Origin of the sequence: Thermodesulfatator autotrophicus, assembly GCF_001642325.1 — a bacterium.
Lineage (GTDB): Bacteria > Desulfobacterota > Thermodesulfobacteria > Thermodesulfobacteriales > Thermodesulfatatoraceae > Thermodesulfatator > Thermodesulfatator autotrophicus.
In genome coordinates this window covers 58,466-76,725 of record NZ_LSFI01000002.1, presented here as the reverse complement: position 1 = coordinate 76,725, position 18,260 = coordinate 58,466, and the positions used below count along the sequence as shown (strand labels likewise).

The following is an 18,260-nucleotide window of genomic DNA, read 5'->3' as shown; positions in this document are numbered from 1 at the left end:
TTTTCGGACACAATTACTGAAATACTACCGCCGCACCAGTTTGCCTTCAAATCTCAAGGTTACCGGTGTCTTAAAGATAAGAGTTAATTTTGTGGTTTCATAAGATGAAAATTTGTTTATCAAACTCGGGGGTTTAAGATTTTCTCTTTGGTAAAGCTCTTCTCCTTGATGATCTTTTATGGATTTTATCACGAAAGGGACTCTTTCTCGGCCAAGACCTTTTTCTTGAGCAGCCATTAAAGCCAGGACCACGTGTGGGAAATATTGAATAGCTCGGCCTACAAGAGTTAGGCCAAGGATAATCGGGTTTTCTCGCGGAGAGAGATAAGGTGGAGAAAGAGCAAAGGGGTGCGGAAGATAAGGATAAAGCCGTAGGCGTTCTACTCCCTCAGGGCGCGGTGTCTCAAATATGTAGCCATAGGCACAATGTTGATGTAAGGGGCACTCAAGACACCGACTAAATTTTCTAGCTACACATGAGAGTCTTTTTAACTGAGCACCAAACACCCCCCGAAGAGGCGAAAATAAATAGCGCGGAAGTTTTTCCGGGGCTTCAGTTTCAAATTTCAACCATACGCGAATAATAGGAAGTTCAAACGAGTTCATAGACATATTTTAAACAGTTTTTGTAATTATAGGCAAAACGTTGAATCAAACTTTGCCTGTCCCTAATTTTTTTGTGTAATTTTTTTAAAGAATCAGTTTGAAAAGATTGATTTTTACTATAAAATCTTGTATTTTTAATTTTAGACTTACACCCTAATACCTCCTCTATTTTAATAACGGGCGCGCTGGTCGCGCCCCTTTTCCATTGGCAAAAACTTCTTTTTTCTTTTATATTTTCGCCAAAAAAGGGGGCTATATGCTAAAGCTCGGGCAAAAAGTGGGGCTTAGATGCCGCAATTGCACTGGTGAGCTTTATTTAGTTAGAACCTGACGCCGCGTGGCTCTCCGGTGCGAGAGTTGTGGAAATTCTTTTAACATTAGAGATTATCAAAATGAATTAACTCCAGAACTTGAAGAACTATTTTATAATATTCGCTGTGACCGCTTTTTATAAAACTTAGGAGGCAAGTATGAAAGAATTTAACGTAGCCGTAGTTGGGGCCACCGGTGCAGTGGGAAGGATGATGCTTCAAGTCCTTGAAGAAAGGAATTTTCCTGTTAAAAACCTTCGTTTGTTTGCTTCAGAAAGATCTCGCGGCTTAAAGATTCCTTTCAAAGGTGATGAGATAGAAGTTGAAGTTTTAGGAGAACAGAAAAGTTTTTCAGGTATTGATATTGCCCTTTTTTCTGCTGGTGCTTCGCGTAGCCTTGAATTCGCTCCTAAATTTGCTGCTGATGGCGCGGTGGTGGTGGATAACTCCAGCGCCTGGCGCATGGATCCGGAAATTCCCCTGGTAGTGCCAGAGGTTAATCCTCACGCGGTGGCTGATTACAAGAACAAAGGCATTATTGCCAATCCCAACTGTTCTACTATTCAAATGGTCGTAGCCCTAAAACCACTTTATGATTATAGCCGCATAAAGCGAGTAGTTGTTTCTACATACCAGGCAGTCTCTGGAGCCGGCCAGAAAGCCATAAATGAACTCATGGAACAAACCAGGGCCTGGTGTAAAGGAAAGACGCTTCCTGAACCGCAGGTCTTCCCTCATCAGATAGCTTTTAACTGTCTCCCTCACATAGACATATTTTTAGACAATGGTTACACCAAAGAAGAAATGAAGATGGTAAACGAGACTAAAAAGATTATGGAAGACGAAAAAATCGGCGTTACCGCCACTACGGTTAGAGTGCCGGTATTTTATGGGCACGCTGAAGCGGTAAACATAGAAACCGAGAAAAAGATTACCGTGGATAAGGCCAGGGAACTTCTCAGTAATTTTCCGGGTATTGTGGTCATAGATGAGCCTGAAGAGAAAAAATATCCCCTGCAGATTGAAATTGCTGGAAGAGACGAAGTCTTTGTTGGGCGCATTCGTGAAGATGAGTCCATTGCAAACGGTTTAAACCTCTGGGTGGTGGCAGATAATCTCCGCAAAGGGGCAGCTACTAACGCCGTTCAGATTGCCGAGTTATTAGCCGAAAAATATCTTTAAATGCTTCAGGAATTAAGGCTTAAAAACTTCGTCCTTATAAAAGAGGCCCGACTCAGCTTTGAGCCGGGCTTTGTTGTTTTTACCGGAGAAACAGGGACAGGCAAATCTCTTTTGATAAAAAGTTTAAAGCTTGTTCTCGGAGCACGAAGTAGCCCCGGCCTTATAAGGCCTGGAGCTAAAGAGGCTCTCATTGAAGCGGTAGTTTCAGTGGATGAGAAAACCCAAAAGCACCTTGAAAAATTTGGCCTTGAGCCAGCTGAAGAACTCATCGTAAGACGCATTATTACAGCCGAACGCTCACGGGCTTATCTTAACGATTCTCCTGTTACCCTGCAGATGCTTTCAGAAATTGCAAGTGACCTGGTGGTTATTGCTGGCCAGCACGAATATCATACGCTTAATAAACCAGAAGAACGCCTCCTAACTGTTGATACTTTCGGAGATCTATTGGCTTTGAGGCAAGAATACGAAAAAGCCTACCTAACTTTCCGCGAAAAACTTGAAAATCTTCTTTCCTTTCAGGAGAAAGTCAAAAATGCTTTAAAAGAGGAAGACTTTCTAAGGTTTCAACTACAAGAGATAGAAGCTGTCTCTCCTGTGCCAGGAGAAGACATAGAGATAGAAGAAAAGTTAAAGCGTCTTAAAAATCTAGCTCGTTTAAAGGACTTGGCTAATAACGCTTACAGTGAAGTGGAGAAAAGCTTTTCCTCAATATCTTCTGCCAAAAAGTCGTTGAGCCAGGCTTTGGAGTTTGACCGAAATCTTTCACCCTTAGCCGAAAGGCTTGAAACACTTAGCTACGAACTTGAAGATTTAAGCCTTGAACTTTCTGATTATCTAAGGAGCCTTGAGATAGCCCCTGACGAATTAGAAGCTCTGGAAGAGCGGCTTTTTGCCCTGAAACGCTTAATGCGTAAATATGGGCCGACTCTTGAAGATGTGCTTTCTCATTATGAAAAGATAAAGAAAGACCTGGAAGACATTTCAACTGGAGAAGAACATCTGCAGGACTTGGAGGAAGAAGTTAAACAGGCTGAAAATAGAGCTGTAGAGCTGGCTGAAGAGCTTTCGCAAAAGCGTAAGCAGGCGGCTGGGCTCCTGAGCCAGCATGTAAACCGGTTTCTTAAAGAACTTGCCCTTGAAGGAGCCAGGTTCCGCGTGTCTTTTGCCAGAAAAGAGCTTTCATCTACTGGTTTTGACCAGGTAGATTTCCTGGTTACTACCCATCCCAAAGCACCGTGGCGTCCCATAGCCGAAGTGGCCTCAGGGGGAGAGCTTTCTCGTTTTTTCCTGGCTATAAAAGCAGCGCTTTCAAAGAAGGCCTCGGCCCAGAGCCTTATTTTTGACGAGATAGACGCCGGCGTTGGTGGTATGGTAGCCCATCGTTTGGGGAAACTTCTGGCAGACCTTGCTACGAGTTACCAGGTTATATGCGTTACTCACCTGCCACAGATTGCGGCCCTTGCCAGGCAACATTTTGTGGTAGAAAAGCAGATCAAAGGCGATGAGGCCTTTACTTTTATAAAAGAATTAAATCCCGAAGAAAGAATAAATGAAATGGCCCGTATGCTCGGAGATCCTTCGGCCAGAGATGTAGCGCAGAAACTTTTGGGCCTATGAATAAAAAAGCCTTACTCCTATTTTCCGAAGGGCTTGATAGCATCCTGGCTGGAAAGCTCATAGCCTCCCAGGGAATAGATGTAGTAGCGGTTCGCTTTATAACCCCTTTTTTTGGCTGGCACTGGAAGGGACGGGAAAAAGATTTTGATCAGTATGTCCAGGAGGAATTTGGCTTTGCTGCAGGAGTAATAAAAGACATAACGCCAGCATACCTTAAAATGTTAAAAGCTCCGCCGCATGGTTACGGGAGCCAGTTTAACCCCTGTATTGATTGCAAGGTTTTAATGCTTAAAGAGGCCAAAAAGCTTATGGAAGAGCTTGAAGCGGGCTTTATCATTACTGGTGAGGTGGTAGGGCAGCGCCCTATGTCCCAAATGAAAAACACCTTGAGGCACATTGAAAAGGCCGCCGGCCTTGAAGGCCTGCTTTTGCGTCCGCTTTCAGCTTTAAAGCTTAAGGAAACACTGCCAGAAAAGTTGGGGATTGTGAAGAGAGAGAAACTTCTTGATATTTCCGGGCGGGGGCGCAAAAGGCAACTGACCCTTGCCAGAGAACTGGGGCTTAAAAAAATTCCTTCTCCAGCAGGCGGCTGCCTTCTTACGGACCCGGCCATTGCTCCTCGTATCAAGCGATACTTTGAGCTAAAAGACGGACAGGTGACTTCCTGGGAGGCAGAGGCTTTGACTTTTGGTCGGCACTTTGAGTTGCCCGGGGGGAGCTGGCTGGTGCTTGGCCGCAACGCCGAAGAAAACGAAAAACTTTTTTGCCTGTCCCCCAAAAACAGTGTTTTTTTGAGGCTGGCCGATATTCCCGGCCCTACAGGCTTGTTTTTAAGCTTTCATGAAGAAGATTTAGAACATGCTGCCAGACTGGTAAAAAAATACGCTCCTAAAGCTCGAAACCTTGAAAAAGTGACGGTAAAAGTTATCTCCAATGGAAAAGCACGGGAGATTTACGTGTAAAAAACATTGATGATATGGTCACGATCATCGTGATCCAGTGACTTGGCGATCTGGTTGAGAGACTGCTTCGCCTACCCATAACTGACGCGGGACAAAGTTTGGCTATTAGCCGGCGGTAGTGCGTGACTTCAATAATCTTTCCTTTTGACCTCTCTTAAGTAACGAGAAAGATTACTTTTTAGTTCTTTTTCTGAAACCTGTATAATATCTTCGGTGGGTGAACCTTTGAACTGGTAAGCTTTTCTTGTTAATTATACGATAAAAAGAAAAGCGAGGAAAATTTATGGAACCGGCAGAAAAGTTTTTACCTCGTTACACGGTGAAAGATTATAACCGCTGGGAGGGAGACTGGGAACTTATAGAAGGTATTCCTTATGCCATGATGCCTTCCCCTTTCTGGCGGCATCAGCGAGTTTCGCTTATTCTGGCTGCCCAGATAGAAGAACAGCTTGAAGGTTGCCCTGAAAATTGTTTTGTCTGCCAGGATATAGACTGGATTGTTGACGAGACCACCGTGCTAAGGCCTGATATTGTGGTAGTGTGTGACCGTATTCCAGAAGAGCACCTTAAAAATCCACCGGAGGTGATTTTTGAAATAGTTTCCCCAAGTACGGCTTTTAAAGACGAAAAATTAAAATTTTTCCTTTACGAGAAGGAAAAAGTGAAATTTTACGCGCTCGTTTATCCGGAGCTGAAAAAAATGCGAGTCTTTGAACTAAAAGAAGGTAAATACGACAAAATTTTTGATTCAGACGAGGGTGAGTTTACTTTCAAGATCAAATGTTCCTTCAGGGTAAATTTATCTAAAATCTGGCAGAGGATTTAGAATTGTAAGACTTTCCAAGACTTCGCCTGTCCTGGGCGAAGTGAGTATCTCCGAGACTGCTTCGTCGCCTCTGGCTCCTCACAGTGACAACGAAGGAATATGCTTCTCAGTGCCAATAGGAAATTTTTTCACATGAACAAGATGAAAGTCATTACAAGCCCCCTTCCTGTAATGGTAATATTTCCTTCCTCCATTCTGTCATTTCGAGGCTAAGTGGACGAGGCAATCTCACCCGTAAGTTATAGCTAAAATACTGAGACATTTTGATCTAATCCTCTATAAAAGAGACGTCCATAATTAAGTGTTTCAAGTGTTCAAAAATAGACTTAAAAGGGACAGGCAAAAATTTCTTTCGCTAAATCTGGGGCTTGGCGAACTAAAAAGGGACAGGCAAAATATGTGGAAAAATTGGTTGGTGACCAATTTCCGATTAAGTCTAATATTTACGATTAAATCTAGAAAATGTATGATGGCTAAAAAACTAAATTTGGGAGAGAGCTTTGAAGAAAAAGCTAAGTGAGATAGCGGCTTTAATTGGCGCTGAGTTAAAAGGTGAAGACCTTGAAGTAACCGGTATAAATGCCCTTGAGCTTGCCGATGAGAAAGAATTATCTTTTGTGGAATCAGGCAAGTTTCTAGAAGCAGCTAAAAATTCCCGGGCCAGAGCCCTCTTGGTGTCGCCTGCTCTGGCAGGCAAGCTTGAAGGCAAAAGCCTTATAGTAACCCCCAATGTGCGGGCGGCTGTAGCCAAAATAGGTTTTCTTTTTTACGAAGAGAAAGAACACCCCGGAGGCATAAGCGAGCTTGCCTTTGTGGCTGAGGGAGCGGAGATTCACGAAGAGGCAAGTATTTATCCTTTTGTTTACGTAGGAGAAAAGGCCAAAATTGGCCCACGAACCGTACTTTACCCGGGGGTTTATGTGGGTGACGAAGCAGAGATAGCCGAAGAGGTGATCATTTATCCCAACGCGGTTATTTATCCGCGCACTAAAATCGGGCCGAGAACCATTATCCATGCTGGCGCCGTGGTAGGCTCAGATGGCTTTGGCTACGCCCAGGAAAACGGTCGGCACCTAAAGATTCCCCATTTCGGGCGGGTAGAAATTGCCGAAGAAGTGGAAATAGGCGCCAACACCACCATTGACCGCGGCACTTTTGGCTCCACCAAAATCGGGTCTGGCACTAAAATAGACAACCTCATTCAAATTGCTCATAACGTTCAGATAGGAAGGGGCTGTGCTTTTGCTGGCCAGGTCGGATTTACCGGAAGTGTGCGAGTTGGTAATTTTGTGCTGGTGGGTGGCCAGGCTGGCATATCAGCCAATCTGGGAGACCAGACAATGGTAGCGGCCAAGGCTGGTGTGGCCAAGGAAGTTCCGCCAGGCAAAGCCGTGGCTGGTGCCCCGGCCCTTGAAATTGCTAAATGGCGGCGCTGTGTGGCTGCCTACGAAAGGCTTCCTGAAATGGTTAAAGAATTGCGGGAGCTTAAGGCCAAAATTGCCGAACTGGAGGAAAAGTTGAATGAACGAGATAAGTCATAAAGAAATCCTTGAGCTTTTGCCTCATCGCTATCCTTTTCTTTTTGTGGACAGAGTTGTAAAACTTGACCCGGAAGTCCCCATGATTGAAGCCATTAAGTGTTTTACCTGGAATGAAGAGTTTTTCCAGGGCCATTTCCCGGGAGAGCCGGTGGTGCCAGGGGTGATTTTAGTTGAGGCTATTGCGCAAACAGGGATTATTTTCTTTAAAAAACTTAATCCAGAGTTTCGTGAGCGGCTCTTTGTTTTTGCTGCCATTGAAAAGGCCAAGTTCAGGGCCTCGGTTTATCCCGGAGATGTAGCCAGATTCGTTTTAGAAGGCTATAAAGCTCGCCGAACTATCTTAAAAACTTCAGGTAAAGTTTTTGTGGGCGATAAACTGGTAGCTGAGGCTGATGTTACCGCGGCGGTAAAATAATATGCAAGCAAACATCCATCCTACTGCTAAGATCGCTGATAATGTAGTTTTAGGCCCTGGTGTCATCATCGGTGAAGAAGTAGAAATCGCCGAGGGTACCGAAATTGGCCCGTATAGCATCATTTCTGCCCGCACCAGAATAGGCCGCAACAATAAAATTGGCCCATTTGTGACTATTGGTTTCCCCCCCCAGCACCTGGCCTGTAAAGGTGAAAAAACTTATGTGGAAATCGGTGATGAAAATGTTATTCGTGAATACGTTTCTATCCACCGGGGCACCACTTTAGACGACGGAGTTACCCGCATAGGCAACCGCTGTTTTATCATGGCTTACGCCCATATTGGCCATGACTGTAAGCTCTCAGACGAGATAATTCTCACCAATAACGTAAATCTTGGTGGTCATGTAAAAATAGACCGCGGGGCGGTGCTTGGTGGTGGAGTCATGGTGCATCAATTCTGTCGTATAGGGGAGCTCGCCTTTGTCTCTGGCTTAAGTGGGGTGGATAAAGACGTTCCGCCTTTTGTAAGGGTTTTTGGCATTCCCGCCAAGATCGCCGGGCTTAATCTGGTGGGGTTGAGGCGGGCTGGCTTTTCTTCGGGAAACATCAAAGCCCTTAACCGGGCTTTAAAGATATTCCTCAAGGAAGGCACGGTAAAAGGAGCCCTTCAGAAAATACACGAGGAATATCCTCACGATGAAGTGATAAAAAAATTCGTAATCTTTGTGGGAGGGGAGAGTAAGCGGGGTGTTATCAGAAAGTTCCTCAGTGAATGAACCGTCAAAAAAAGTTGCCCTTATCGCTGGTGAAGGGCAATATCCTTTTCTCTTTGCTAAGGCCGTTAAAAAAGCGGGAAAGTCTCTTTTAGTAATCACTTTTAAAGGCCAGGGGAACACCGAGCTAGCTGAGCTTGCCGATGAGTACCACGAAATTCCCATTACCCAATTTGGCAAGCTCCTTGAAATTCTAAAAAATAGCGAGGCCGAAGAAGTAGCTCTGGCCGGCCACATTCGTAAAAATAAGGCCATTTTAACGGCGCGGCCTGACCGTAAGACTATTTCTCTCTGGCGAAAGCTTAAAACCAGAAACGACGACGAGATTTTGCGGGCTGTAGCCAGAGAGATTGAATTTATGGGTGTTAAGGTTATTTCTCCTACCAGGTATTTGCCTGAACTTTTAACTCCTGAGGGGATCCTAACCAGGAGGAAACCTACTTCAGCCCAGATAGAAGATATCATCTATGGCTTTGCTATAGCCAAGGCGGTGGGAGAGCTTGATATAGGCCAGTGTGTGGTGGTGAAAGACCGTATGGTAGTAGCGGTAGAGGCCCTTGAAGGCACTGACGCTACTATAAGGCGAGCTGGCACACTGATGAAAGATACGGTGGTCGTCAAGGTCTTTAAGCCTTCGCAGGACCCCCGTTTTGACTTGCCTTCAGTAGGTCTGAAAACGATAGAAAGCATGATTGAAGCCAAAGTTCGGGTACTTGCCCTTGAAGCCGGACGCTCCCTTTTTTTTGACCGTGAAAAAGCTTTGTCTTTGGCCGATAAGGTGGGTATAGTGGTGGTGGGAGTGCGTTATGAGTAAACTCAAAGTAGCGGTAATTGGTGTTGGGCATCTGGGGCGTTTCCACGCCCAGAAACTGGCCCAGCTTGACGAAGTGGAGCTGGTGGGAGTGGTGGATGTTATCCCCGAAAGGGCCGATGAAGTGGCCCGTGAGTGTGGCACCCGGGCTTTTTATGATTTCAAAGAAATTTTACCGTTGGTGAAAGCGGTTTCCATTGTAGTGCCAACGGTTCATCATTTTGAAGTTACCAGGGCTGCCCTTGAGGCTGGTTGTCACGTTTTTGTGGAAAAGCCCCTGGCCAGTACCCCCCATGAGGCAGAGGAGCTGGTGAAACTTGCCGATAAACTTGGTTTAATTCTTCAGGTGGGTCACATAGAACGTTTTAACCCGGCCATAAAAAAACTCTTAGCCGAAGTAAAAGAACCTATTTTTATTGAAGCCCAACGGGTATCTAAATTTTCCGCCCGCTGCCTTGATGTGGATGTTATCCTTGACCTCATGATTCATGACCTTGACCTGGTACTAACTATTGTAAATTCAGAGATAAAAGAATTACAGGCCACTGGGGCGCCTGTTATCACCGACAAAATAGACCTTGCCAGCGTAAGGCTAATTTTCAAAAACGGAGTGGTGGCTAACCTTACGGCCAGCCGCATAGCCCTTAAGCCTTCCCGTTCTTTCAGAGTTTATCAGCAAGGGGCGTATCTTGCCGCTGACACCCTTGAAAGCACTTTTACGCGGGTTGAACTCCCTCAAAATGGCACTTTGCCTGAACCAGAGAAGTTTTCTCAGGTTGACCCACTTTTTGAAGAGCTCTGTGCCTTTATTTCTTCTATAAATCAGGGGAAGAGACCGCCAGTGAGCGGCGAAGAGGGCTTTGAGGCCCTTGACCTAGCCTTCAAAATTAAAAAAGAGATAGAGAAACAAAAAGCTCATTTTTTGGCGAGAGAAGGGTCTTGTCTTCCAGACCTCATAAGGCACTGCGTGTCTTCCTAGTAGCTGGGGAAAGTTCAGGAGATTTGCACGGGGCCTCTTTGGTAAGGGCCTTACGCGAGATTTTGCCTGGAATTCACATACAGGGTATCGGAGGTCCAAAGCTAAGGGCTACTGGCTTTGAATGTCTTTATCCCGCCGAGAATCTGGCTATTGTAGGCCTTCCGAGTTTGCAAGAAGCACGTGAAGTTTTGCGGGTGTTTAAAAGGATTAAAAAAATTTTGCGTGAAAGTCCCCCCAATCTTTTGATTCTTATTGATTTTCCAGAGTTTAACCTGAGGCTAGCCAAGTACGCCAAGCGCTATCAGGTGCCTGTTTTTTACTTCATAAGCCCGCAGGTGTGGGCCTGGCGTACTTATCGGGTTCATCTTATAAAACGCGTGGTAGATAAAATGGCCGTGGTTTTCCCTTTTGAAGTGGACTTTTACGCCCGTTATGGCTACAAGGTCCATTTTGTAGGGCATCCTTTGGTGGATGTGGTTAAACCTTCTCTTAACCGTGAAACTTTATGTCGTTTGCTAGGCCTTGATTCTGGAAGACCTATAGTGGGAATTTTTCCTGGCAGCCGCCGCCGAGAAGTGATAACCCTTTTGCCCCTTTTTCTTGAAGCTTTCAACCTGGTCAAAAAAGAGCGGCCAGATGTTCAGGGTGTAATAGTGCGGGCTGAAGGCCTTTCTGACGAATTTTTTTTGGGTGCTAGCGGGTTGAAAGTGGTCAAGGGCTATCAATACGATGTTATGGCCCAATCAGAGGTGGTGCTCCTTGCCTCTGGCACGGTGACCCTTGAGGCCACCATTGTGGGTGTGCCTATGGTGGTGGCTTACAAGCTTAATAAGCTGAGCTACTGGCTGGCCAAAAAGCTGGTCAAAGTGCCATACGCAAGCCTTACCAACCTGCTGGCTGGAAAGGCTCTCGTGCCTGAGCATTTACAAAATGAAGCCACTCCGGAAAACCTGGCTGAAGCCCTCTTAAAATTCCTGAATGACCACCATTATAACCAGCAGGTGCGCGATAAACTCGCTCAGATAAAGGCTTCTTTAGGGCCAGGGGGAGCGGCCTGGCGAGCCGCAGAGCTTGCCGCTTCTTTGATTAGAGAAAGGCGTTAAAATTTATTTCCGCACCAGTATTTCAATCCCTTTAGGTTTGCGTAGCACGTTTATAGTAACGTCTGTGTCGTGGTTCACGATATCAAGGTCTATAGAAACGCCATTTATGAGCAGGTTTCTCAATTTGAGGCGTCTTAAAAATGCTGGAAGTATGGGATAACAAAAACAAAGCCCAGAGGGGGTAAAATTAAGCCCTAGAGCTGCTTCTATGAGCATAAAAACTGCCCCAGCTGACCAGGCCTGAGGGTTGCAGGCTACGGGATAGGGGATAGGCCCCTGGTCAGGACGGCGCTTGAAGCCACAAAAAAGTTCAGGCATACGGTGTAACGGAAAGTGTTCACTGGCCTGAGCCAGGCTTGTAAGAATTTGGGATACAAAGTGTTTTAAACGATAATAAGAAAGGCCCTGGGCAATGATGGCGTTATCATGAGGCCATATAGAACCATTGTGATACGACACCGGATTAAAAAGTACTTCCCGTGAAGAAAGCGTGCGAACTCCCCAGCCAGAAAACATATCTTCGCCAAATAACTTCTGGGCTACGGAGATGGCCTGTTTTTCTTCTGCCAGGCCACTCCAGAGCACGTGGCCGGCGTTTGAGGTGTAAACCCTACAGGGGCGTTTTTCTCCATCAAGGGCCAGCACGAAAAAGCCCATCTCTTCGTCCCAGAAAGCCTTTAGAAATTTTTCCCTAAGGCTTTGAGCTTCTTTTTCTAGGGAGTCAGCCAGTGAATTTTTACCAAGGACCCTCGCCAGCTTGGCTATTTTTAAATAGGCCAGATAAGCGTAGGCCTGGACTTCTACCAGGGCGATAGGATGCTTGGCCATGGTGCCATCAGCGTGGAAAACGCTATCGTGAGAGTCTTTCCAGCCCTTGTTGACCAGGCCTTCTTCTGAGGCCTGATATTCAATGAAGCCGTCGCCATCAAGGTCGCCATATTCCTGCATCCACCAAAGAGCCGCTTCAAAATGTGGCCAGAGGTCTTTTATCAGAGAAGTGTCCTGGGTTCTTTCGTAATAGGCTCCGGCCAGGACCAGAAAGAGTGGCGTGGCGTCAACTGTGCCGTAATAACGGGCAAAGGGTATCTCGCCTGTGGCAGCAAGTTCTCCAAAACGCATTTCATGAAGAATCTTTCCAGGTTCAGCATCACGAGATGGGTCAAATTCAGTGGCCTGGGTGGCAGCCAGAAAACGCAATACCCCTTTGGCTATTTCGGGGTTAAGCCAGAGGCTTTCAAGAGCAGTTATAATGGCGTCTCGGCCAAAATAGGTGTTAAACCAGGGGATACCGGCGTAAGGATAAAGTCCGTAGGGTGTTTCGGTAAGCATCATAAAAAGGTCACTTTCTGAGCGCCTGACCCAGGCGTTAAAAAACTCCTGTGGTGAGCTTACACGGCAACTTGTACGGCGCAGGCGCTTTAACTCTTGCCGATTGGAAAGATAGGCCCTGACGAATGGTACTGGCTCTTCTTCCTGGTCAAGGAAACAGGCTATGACCACGAAAATGTTGGTTTTTTCCTTGGGGTTAAGCTCAAGGTGAAAAATGGCTTCCCTGCTGTTTATTTCTGCGGGAAGAGGGTCAAAAAATATCTTTGTAAGGCGAAGCTTACCGTCAAGGCCAAGGTATTTAAAAGTTACTGAGGCCGTATCAACTTCAGGGGGAAATAACTGGCCTTTCTTTTTCCTTTTGAATCCTCTTACTTCAAAAATATCAACAAAGTCTGCATCGTAGGAAATGCTTAAGGGGAGATGAATTCTGCAGGGGGAGAAGTTTTCTATTTTTATGGCTTCGTAACAGGTGCCCTTGTAAAGAAATTTTTGCCTAAGAATGTGGACACTTCCGCGGGGCAAAAATTCTTCCTCTTCAAGCAGCATGTCCGGGTTGGTGAGGTCGCTTACTATCATCAGATTATCCTGGGTGGTAGAGGAATTAAGGCAGAAAGGCCGAGTCTGGCAAAAATGAAGCTCAAATTTAGAGAGAAACCGCGTGCCACAGTGGTAAAGCCCCTGTTCTCCCAGGCCTTCCTGCCTGATATCACCGTAAGGGTCAAAAAGGGCAAAGGAGTCGCTGTGTTTTAAAATAAGGGCCTCTTTAGAGAGGCCGGGTGAAGTGGCCAGAATGTAGAACTGCTGTAATTTTGGTTCAGTTATGCACTTTTTCATGCCGCTTTAAGGAATCTTTTTTCTTGTTCAAGGACGTTTTCATATACCGCAAGATAATTTTTGGCCATCACCTTTGAGGTAAAACGCTTTTCAAAAACCTCCCGACACTTTTTACGGCTTATTTGAGAGACCTTTTCCACGGCTTCAACTGCCTCTTCAAGGTTTTCTACAATGAGACCATTTACACCGTGTTCAATGATTTCTGGCACAGAACCGCAGCGCCAGGCAATAACTGGAGTACCACAGGCGTTGGCCTCAATCATCACCAGGCCAAAAGGCTCAGGCCAGTCTATGGGGAAAAGCAGGGCGTAAGCGTTTCCCAAAAACTCATCTTTTTCACGGTCGTTTATTTCGCCTATAAACTCCACCCAGGGGCTTTTAAGCAAGGGCTTGATGACGCTTTCGTAATAGGCCCTATCGGCCCTGTCCACCTTGGCGGCTATAAGGAGCTTCATGCCGGCTCTTTCGGCTATTTTAATGGCCCGGTCAGGCCGTTTTTCAGGGGATATGCGCCCTAAAAAGGCCAGATATTTCCCGGGCTTATTACGAAAGCGATAGAGATTTTCAGGTAAACCATGATAAACCGTGGCCACCCAGCGGGCCCTGGGCAAAGGTTTACGCTGGGCATTAGAAATAGAAACCACCGGTGCGTCTGAGAACTCACGATAAAGGGGTTCAAGATCAGGGATATCAAGCCGACCGTGGAGTGTGGTAACATGGGGTACGCCAAGGCGTCTCATCAAAGGAAAATGAAGGTAATCAATATGAAAATGAATAATGTCAAATTGCTGAGCGTTTTGGGCTACTTTTTCTAGCATTATTACGTGGTGGGCCAATGGGTCTTTAACCGTATGGTCAAGCCTTAATGACCTTTCGGCACAGGGAACGAGTTTGGCTGAAGTTTGGGAGTCTTTGGAAGCGAAAAGTGTTACCTCATGGCCCATCTTAACCAGTTCTTCCGTTAGATAATGGACCACGCGTTCAGTTCCGCCGTAAAGTTTTGGAGGCACACTTTCATAAAGAGGAGCTACCTGAGCAATCCTCATTTTTTACCTCCATTTAGACTTATTTATCACTTTATTGGAGCAATTTTTTATTACAGAGCATCATCGTAAGGCGACGTAGTCGCCGTGGCGATCTCTGATCCTTTCGCTACCGTTCGGGATAAAGATTGCTTCGCTTCGCTCGCAATGACAATTTTAAAATAGTCATCTGTTTTACGCTCTCATTAATACTGGGAAGTGGAAAGGCTATAAAAAATTTAAGGATGGAATGTGATGAGTCAATCTGGATATAGACTTGAATTTTTTTTGCCTGTCCCTATTTTAAAAGTCATGCGAGCCGTTGTTTTGTTCTTTTGTTTTTTCTTTTTTTGGGCCATGCCCAGCTCTTTGTGGGCTGGTGGTGGGAATAAGCCCCTGGTGGTAGCTAGTATTTTCCCTTTAGCCGAGTTTGCCAAAGCTGTTGGTGGGCAGGATGTAGAAGTTAAGTTGTTATTACCTCCAGGAGCTGACCCTCATTCCTGGGAGCTCTCCCCGCAAGATGTGCTGGCTTTAAGAAGGGCCAGGCTTTTAGTAACCGTAGGTGGTGGCCTTGAACCCTGGCTTGATGACTTTTTGAAGGGGCTTTCCCCTAAAAACCTGCGCACGGTTTTCATGGTATCAGAGCCCTTAAAGCATGCACATGCTAACCATGACCACCATCATCACCACGGTTTTGACCCCCATGTGTGGCTTGATTTCCCGCGGGACATAGAATTTGTTGAAAAACTGGCCCAAGTTCTGGGGAAAATAATGCCAGCCAAAAAAGAGATTTTTCTACAAAATGCCAGGAAAGCTAAGTTAATGCTACAGACCTTGCACGAAGCCTATAAAAATAGCCTTGGAGCCTGCCGCCAAAAATTAGTTCCCCTGGCCGGGCACATGGCCTTTGGTTACTGGGAAAAGAATTACGGTTTGGACTTCGTTACCCTGGCAGGGCTTTCGCCTGAAGCTGAACCAACCCCTAAAACCCTTTATCAGCTTATCAAGGTGATTGAGAAAAACGGCCTTAAGGCTGTTTACTACAATGAACCCCAAAATATTAAGTTTGCTGAAATAATTGCCAGAGAAACAGGGGCCAAAGTTTTTTATCTCTCCACCGGTGCTATATTAACTCAGGAAGAAATAGCTCAAAAATTAAGTTTCTGGGATTTAATGTGGCGCAATTTAAAGTACTTATGCCTGGGTCTTGAGTGCCCCCTGCAAACTGAAACCACCAGGTAGCCTGGCTAAAATTGACCAAATTATTTCTTTTGTTTAATTCTTCTTGCCAAGCCCTTATCCTTGAAGTAGAAAGCCTAAAATAAGTTTGCAAGTTGAAGGGGGATTTTTTATGTCGCGCATGCTCAAACTGAAGATAGCTTTGGTCCTCGTTTTAACCTTCATTTCTATACTTTTATTATTACCTTCGTTTTGTCCTAATCTGCCGTCCTGGTATTACAAATACATCTACAAACACCGCTTGAAACTGGGTTTAGACCTCCAGGGTGGCATGCACCTGGTGCTTAAGGTTGATATAGACAAAGCCATTCAAAATGCCCTGAACGCTTCAGTAAAAGATTTGCAACAAACCCTTGCCAGAAAGGGTATCAGAGTAACTCTTGCTGAAAGCAAAAACCCTAAAGAAGCAGTTATTGTCTTCCCTAACAAAGAAGCCCTTGAAAGAGCAAAAGAAATAATTGCCAAAGATTTCCCTTCTTTAAGCATTGTGCGCGAGGAAGAGGGTAAATTTCCTCGTTTAATAGTCACCCTTTCAGAAAAACAGGTGGCCTTTATCAAAGAACACGCCGTTGACCAGTCTCTTGAGATAATTCGCAACCGTATTGACCAGTTTGGAGTCACTGAACCCGTAATCGTTAAAGAAGGTGAAGATAAAATAGTAGTTCAGCTACCTGGAGTTAAAGACCCTGAGCGAGCTTTAAAACTCATCGGGCAGACGGCCCAGCTTGAATTTCGTCTGGTTGATGATGAGGCCATGTCCCGCATAGACATAGCCGCCCTGATAGAGAAGGCTATAAGGGAGGGCCGCCTTAAGTCAGATGCATCACGCGAGGAAATAAACCGGGTGCTAAGGCCTTACATACCACCTGATACAGAAGTTTTCTTCCTGGTGGAAAAAGACCCACAGACTGGCCGTGTTATTAAGCAACCCCTTCTTTTGAAGAAACGGGTATTGCTTACCGGCGATATGGTAAAAGATGCCCGGGTAAGAATCGGTGGCCCTTATAACGAACCCTACGTAGCCCTTGAATTTACTGACCGCGGAGCCCGCATTTTTGAAAGGGTAACTGGAGAAAACGTAGGCAAAAGACTGGCTATTGTGCTTGACGGGGTAGTTCGTTCTGCTCCGGTGATACGTGAAAAAATTTCAGGAGGCCAGGCCCAGATAACCGGGGCCTTTACTTACGAAGAAGCAGCAGATTTGGCTATAGTCCTCAGGGCAGGAGCACTGCCGGCACCGGTAAAAGTTATCCAGAATATCACCGTGGGGCCAAGCCTTGGGCATGACTCTATCAAAAAAGGCCTCACTTCAGGCCTCATCGGCGCGGCTCTGGTAATGCTCTTTATGATTATTTATTACCGCTTTGCCGGCCTGGTAGCGGATGTAGCCATAATTTTGAATGTCATTATGCTATTGGCGGCTCTTTCGCTTCTTCAGGCCACTCTCACCCTGCCAGGTATCGCCGGTATTATCCTGCTGGTGGGCATGGGAGTGGACTCAAACGTGCTTATTTTTGAGCGCATGCGAGAGGAATTGCGCCTTGGCCGCTCGCCGCGCTCGGCTATATTTGCCGGCTATGACCGGGCCTTCTGGACCATAGTTGACGCCAATGTAACCACCCTGATTACGGCTCTGGCCCTTTTCCTGTTTGGAACCGGGCCTATCAAAGGTTTTGCCGTTACCCTTTCAACCGGTATTATTATCAACTTATTTACCTCTATTTTTGCCACCAGGACTTTTTACGAATTCCTGATTGCCAAAGGGAAGGTCCCCAAAATCAACTTTATGACGGTTATCAGGGAAACTTCCTTTGACTTTATGGGTTTTCGCAAGTTTGCCGCTATCTTTTCCGGCGGGCTGGTGCTGCTCGGGATTATCGGATTTATTCAAATATACCGTGGAGCAGCCAACCTGGGGGTTGATTTTAGCGGTGGAGTGTTAGCATATTACCGTGCTGAAAAACCTTTCAAGCTTGATGAAATTAGAAAAGCCTTAAAAGAAGCAGGAATTTCCGGCTTTACCCTTCAGGATGTAAAAAATGAGAATATGCTTCTTGTCAAACTGCGCAAAAGGGCTGAGACCGTAGGAGACCTTGAAGCACAGGTACGAAAAGTTTTACAGGAAAAATTCCCTGAACTCAAATTTAAACTTGAAGGCAAAGAAGAAATAGGTGCAGCGGTAAGTAAAGATCTGAAACACAAAGCCATCTTAGCTATTGTTATTTCCTTTGCCGGGCTCCTGGTTTATCTCGCCTTGCGCTTTAATCTAAATTTTGGTCTGGCCGCGGCTGCTGCCACTTTACACGATGTCCTGGCTGTAACCGGGCTCTTTTATTTACTTAATCGGGAAATATCTTTGCTTTTCGTGACAGCTTTGCTTACCCTGGCCGGGTATTCTCTTAATGATACGGTAGTAGTCTTTGACCGTATTCGCGAAAACATAAAGAAATATCATGGTCAATTGAGCTTTGTTGAAATCATAAACAAAAGTGTTAACGAAATGCTTGCCCGTACTATTATCACGGCTGGTACCACTCTTATAGTGGTTCTAGCTATTCTTTTCCTGGGAGGAGTAGTGCTAAGAGATTTTGCCTTAGCCCTGGCTATTGGTATCACCATAGGAACCTACAGTTCAATTTTTGTGGCAAGCCCTGTTATACACTGGTTGCAAAAGGGTGAGACTCCAGAAATAAAAAGCTAAGAGC

At 45.6% G+C, this 18,260-nt stretch carries 16 protein-coding genes; 13 read left to right on the top strand and 3 right to left on the bottom strand.

Annotation, left to right across the window (positions count from 1 at the left end):
- Positions 1 to 24 precede the first annotated feature (24 nt).
- The gene (locus TH606_RS00850; RefSeq protein ID WP_157627817.1) at positions 25 to 612 is read right to left on the bottom strand and encodes a hypothetical protein; all 588 of its coding nucleotides are present in this window, start codon (positions 610 to 612) and stop codon (positions 25 to 27) included.
- A 250-nt stretch (positions 613 to 862) separates the two neighbouring features.
- Here TH606_RS00850 and TH606_RS11960 point away from each other — a divergent pair, with 250 nt between their 5' ends.
- From TH606_RS11960 to lpxB, 11 genes are all read left to right on the top strand, one after another.
- Positions 863 to 1,060 carry a dual CXXC motif small (seleno)protein gene (locus TH606_RS11960; protein ID WP_269451034.1) on the top strand — a complete coding sequence of 66 codons (198 nt, stop codon included), beginning with the start codon at positions 863 to 865 and terminating at the stop codon, positions 1,058 to 1,060.
- Positions 1,061 to 1,076: 16 nt separating this feature from the next.
- Positions 1,077 to 2,099: an aspartate-semialdehyde dehydrogenase gene (locus TH606_RS00845; RefSeq protein WP_068540632.1), complete on the top strand. Its 1,023-nt coding sequence runs from the start codon at positions 1,077 to 1,079 to the stop codon at positions 2,097 to 2,099.
- On the top strand, positions 2,100 to 3,719 hold the full coding sequence (gene recN / locus TH606_RS00840) for a DNA repair protein RecN (protein ID WP_068540629.1): 1,620 nt from the start codon (positions 2,100 to 2,102) through the stop codon (positions 3,717 to 3,719).
- On the top strand, positions 3,716 to 4,681 hold the full coding sequence (locus TH606_RS00835) for a hypothetical protein (protein WP_068540627.1): 966 nt from the start codon (positions 3,716 to 3,718) through the stop codon (positions 4,679 to 4,681). The genes recN and TH606_RS00835 overlap by 4 nt, the downstream gene beginning before the upstream one ends.
- 283 nt (positions 4,682 to 4,964) lie before the next feature.
- Positions 4,965 to 5,507, top strand: a complete 543-nt coding sequence (locus TH606_RS00830; protein WP_068540625.1) for a Uma2 family endonuclease — start codon at positions 4,965 to 4,967, stop codon at positions 5,505 to 5,507.
- A 500-nt stretch (positions 5,508 to 6,007) separates the two neighbouring features.
- Positions 6,008 to 7,048: a UDP-3-O-(3-hydroxymyristoyl)glucosamine N-acyltransferase gene (gene lpxD / locus TH606_RS00820; protein ID WP_068540621.1), complete on the top strand. Its 1,041-nt coding sequence runs from the start codon at positions 6,008 to 6,010 to the stop codon at positions 7,046 to 7,048.
- Positions 7,029 to 7,463, top strand: a complete 435-nt coding sequence (gene fabZ, locus TH606_RS00815) for a 3-hydroxyacyl-ACP dehydratase FabZ (RefSeq protein WP_068540618.1) — start codon at positions 7,029 to 7,031, stop codon at positions 7,461 to 7,463. Before lpxD ends, fabZ begins: the two co-directional genes overlap by 20 nt.
- 1 nt (position 7,464) lies before the next feature.
- Complete coding sequence (gene lpxA / locus TH606_RS00810; protein WP_068540616.1) at positions 7,465 to 8,241, top strand: acyl-ACP--UDP-N-acetylglucosamine O-acyltransferase; 777 nt, start codon at positions 7,465 to 7,467, stop codon at positions 8,239 to 8,241.
- Positions 8,234 to 9,052, top strand: coding sequence for an LpxI family protein (locus tag TH606_RS00805; RefSeq protein WP_231887714.1), 819 nt, complete (start codon positions 8,234 to 8,236; stop codon positions 9,050 to 9,052). The genes lpxA and TH606_RS00805 overlap by 8 nt, the downstream gene beginning before the upstream one ends.
- On the top strand, positions 9,045 to 10,028 hold the full coding sequence (locus tag TH606_RS00800; RefSeq protein ID WP_068540611.1) for a Gfo/Idh/MocA family protein: 984 nt from the start codon (positions 9,045 to 9,047) through the stop codon (positions 10,026 to 10,028). The genes TH606_RS00805 and TH606_RS00800 overlap by 8 nt, the downstream gene beginning before the upstream one ends.
- Entirely contained in the window at positions 9,989 to 11,131 is a 1,143-nt protein-coding gene (gene lpxB, locus TH606_RS00795) for a lipid-A-disaccharide synthase (protein WP_068540609.1), read from the top strand. The genes TH606_RS00800 and lpxB overlap by 40 nt, the downstream gene beginning before the upstream one ends.
- A 3-nt stretch (positions 11,132 to 11,134) precedes the next feature.
- Here lpxB and TH606_RS00790 read toward each other — a convergent pair whose 3' ends face one another.
- The gene (locus TH606_RS00790; protein ID WP_068540607.1) at positions 11,135 to 13,294 is read right to left on the bottom strand and encodes an amylo-alpha-1,6-glucosidase; all 2,160 of its coding nucleotides are present in this window, start codon (positions 13,292 to 13,294) and stop codon (positions 11,135 to 11,137) included.
- Positions 13,291 to 14,340: a glycosyltransferase family 4 protein gene (locus TH606_RS00785; protein WP_068540605.1), complete on the bottom strand. Its 1,050-nt coding sequence runs from the start codon at positions 14,338 to 14,340 to the stop codon at positions 13,291 to 13,293. Before TH606_RS00785 ends, TH606_RS00790 begins: the two co-directional genes overlap by 4 nt.
- A 231-nt stretch (positions 14,341 to 14,571) precedes the next feature.
- Here TH606_RS00785 and TH606_RS00780 point away from each other — a divergent pair, with 231 nt between their 5' ends.
- Both TH606_RS00780 and TH606_RS00775 read left to right on the top strand, forming a co-directional pair.
- Positions 14,572 to 15,558 (top strand): metal ABC transporter substrate-binding protein, encoded by a 987-nt coding sequence (locus TH606_RS00780; RefSeq protein WP_068540603.1) that lies wholly within the window; start codon positions 14,572 to 14,574, stop codon positions 15,556 to 15,558.
- A gap of 109 nt (positions 15,559 to 15,667) precedes the next feature.
- Positions 15,668 to 18,256: a protein translocase subunit SecDF gene (locus TH606_RS00775; RefSeq protein WP_068540601.1), complete on the top strand. Its 2,589-nt coding sequence runs from the start codon at positions 15,668 to 15,670 to the stop codon at positions 18,254 to 18,256.
- Positions 18,257 to 18,260: the final 4 nt, after the last annotated feature.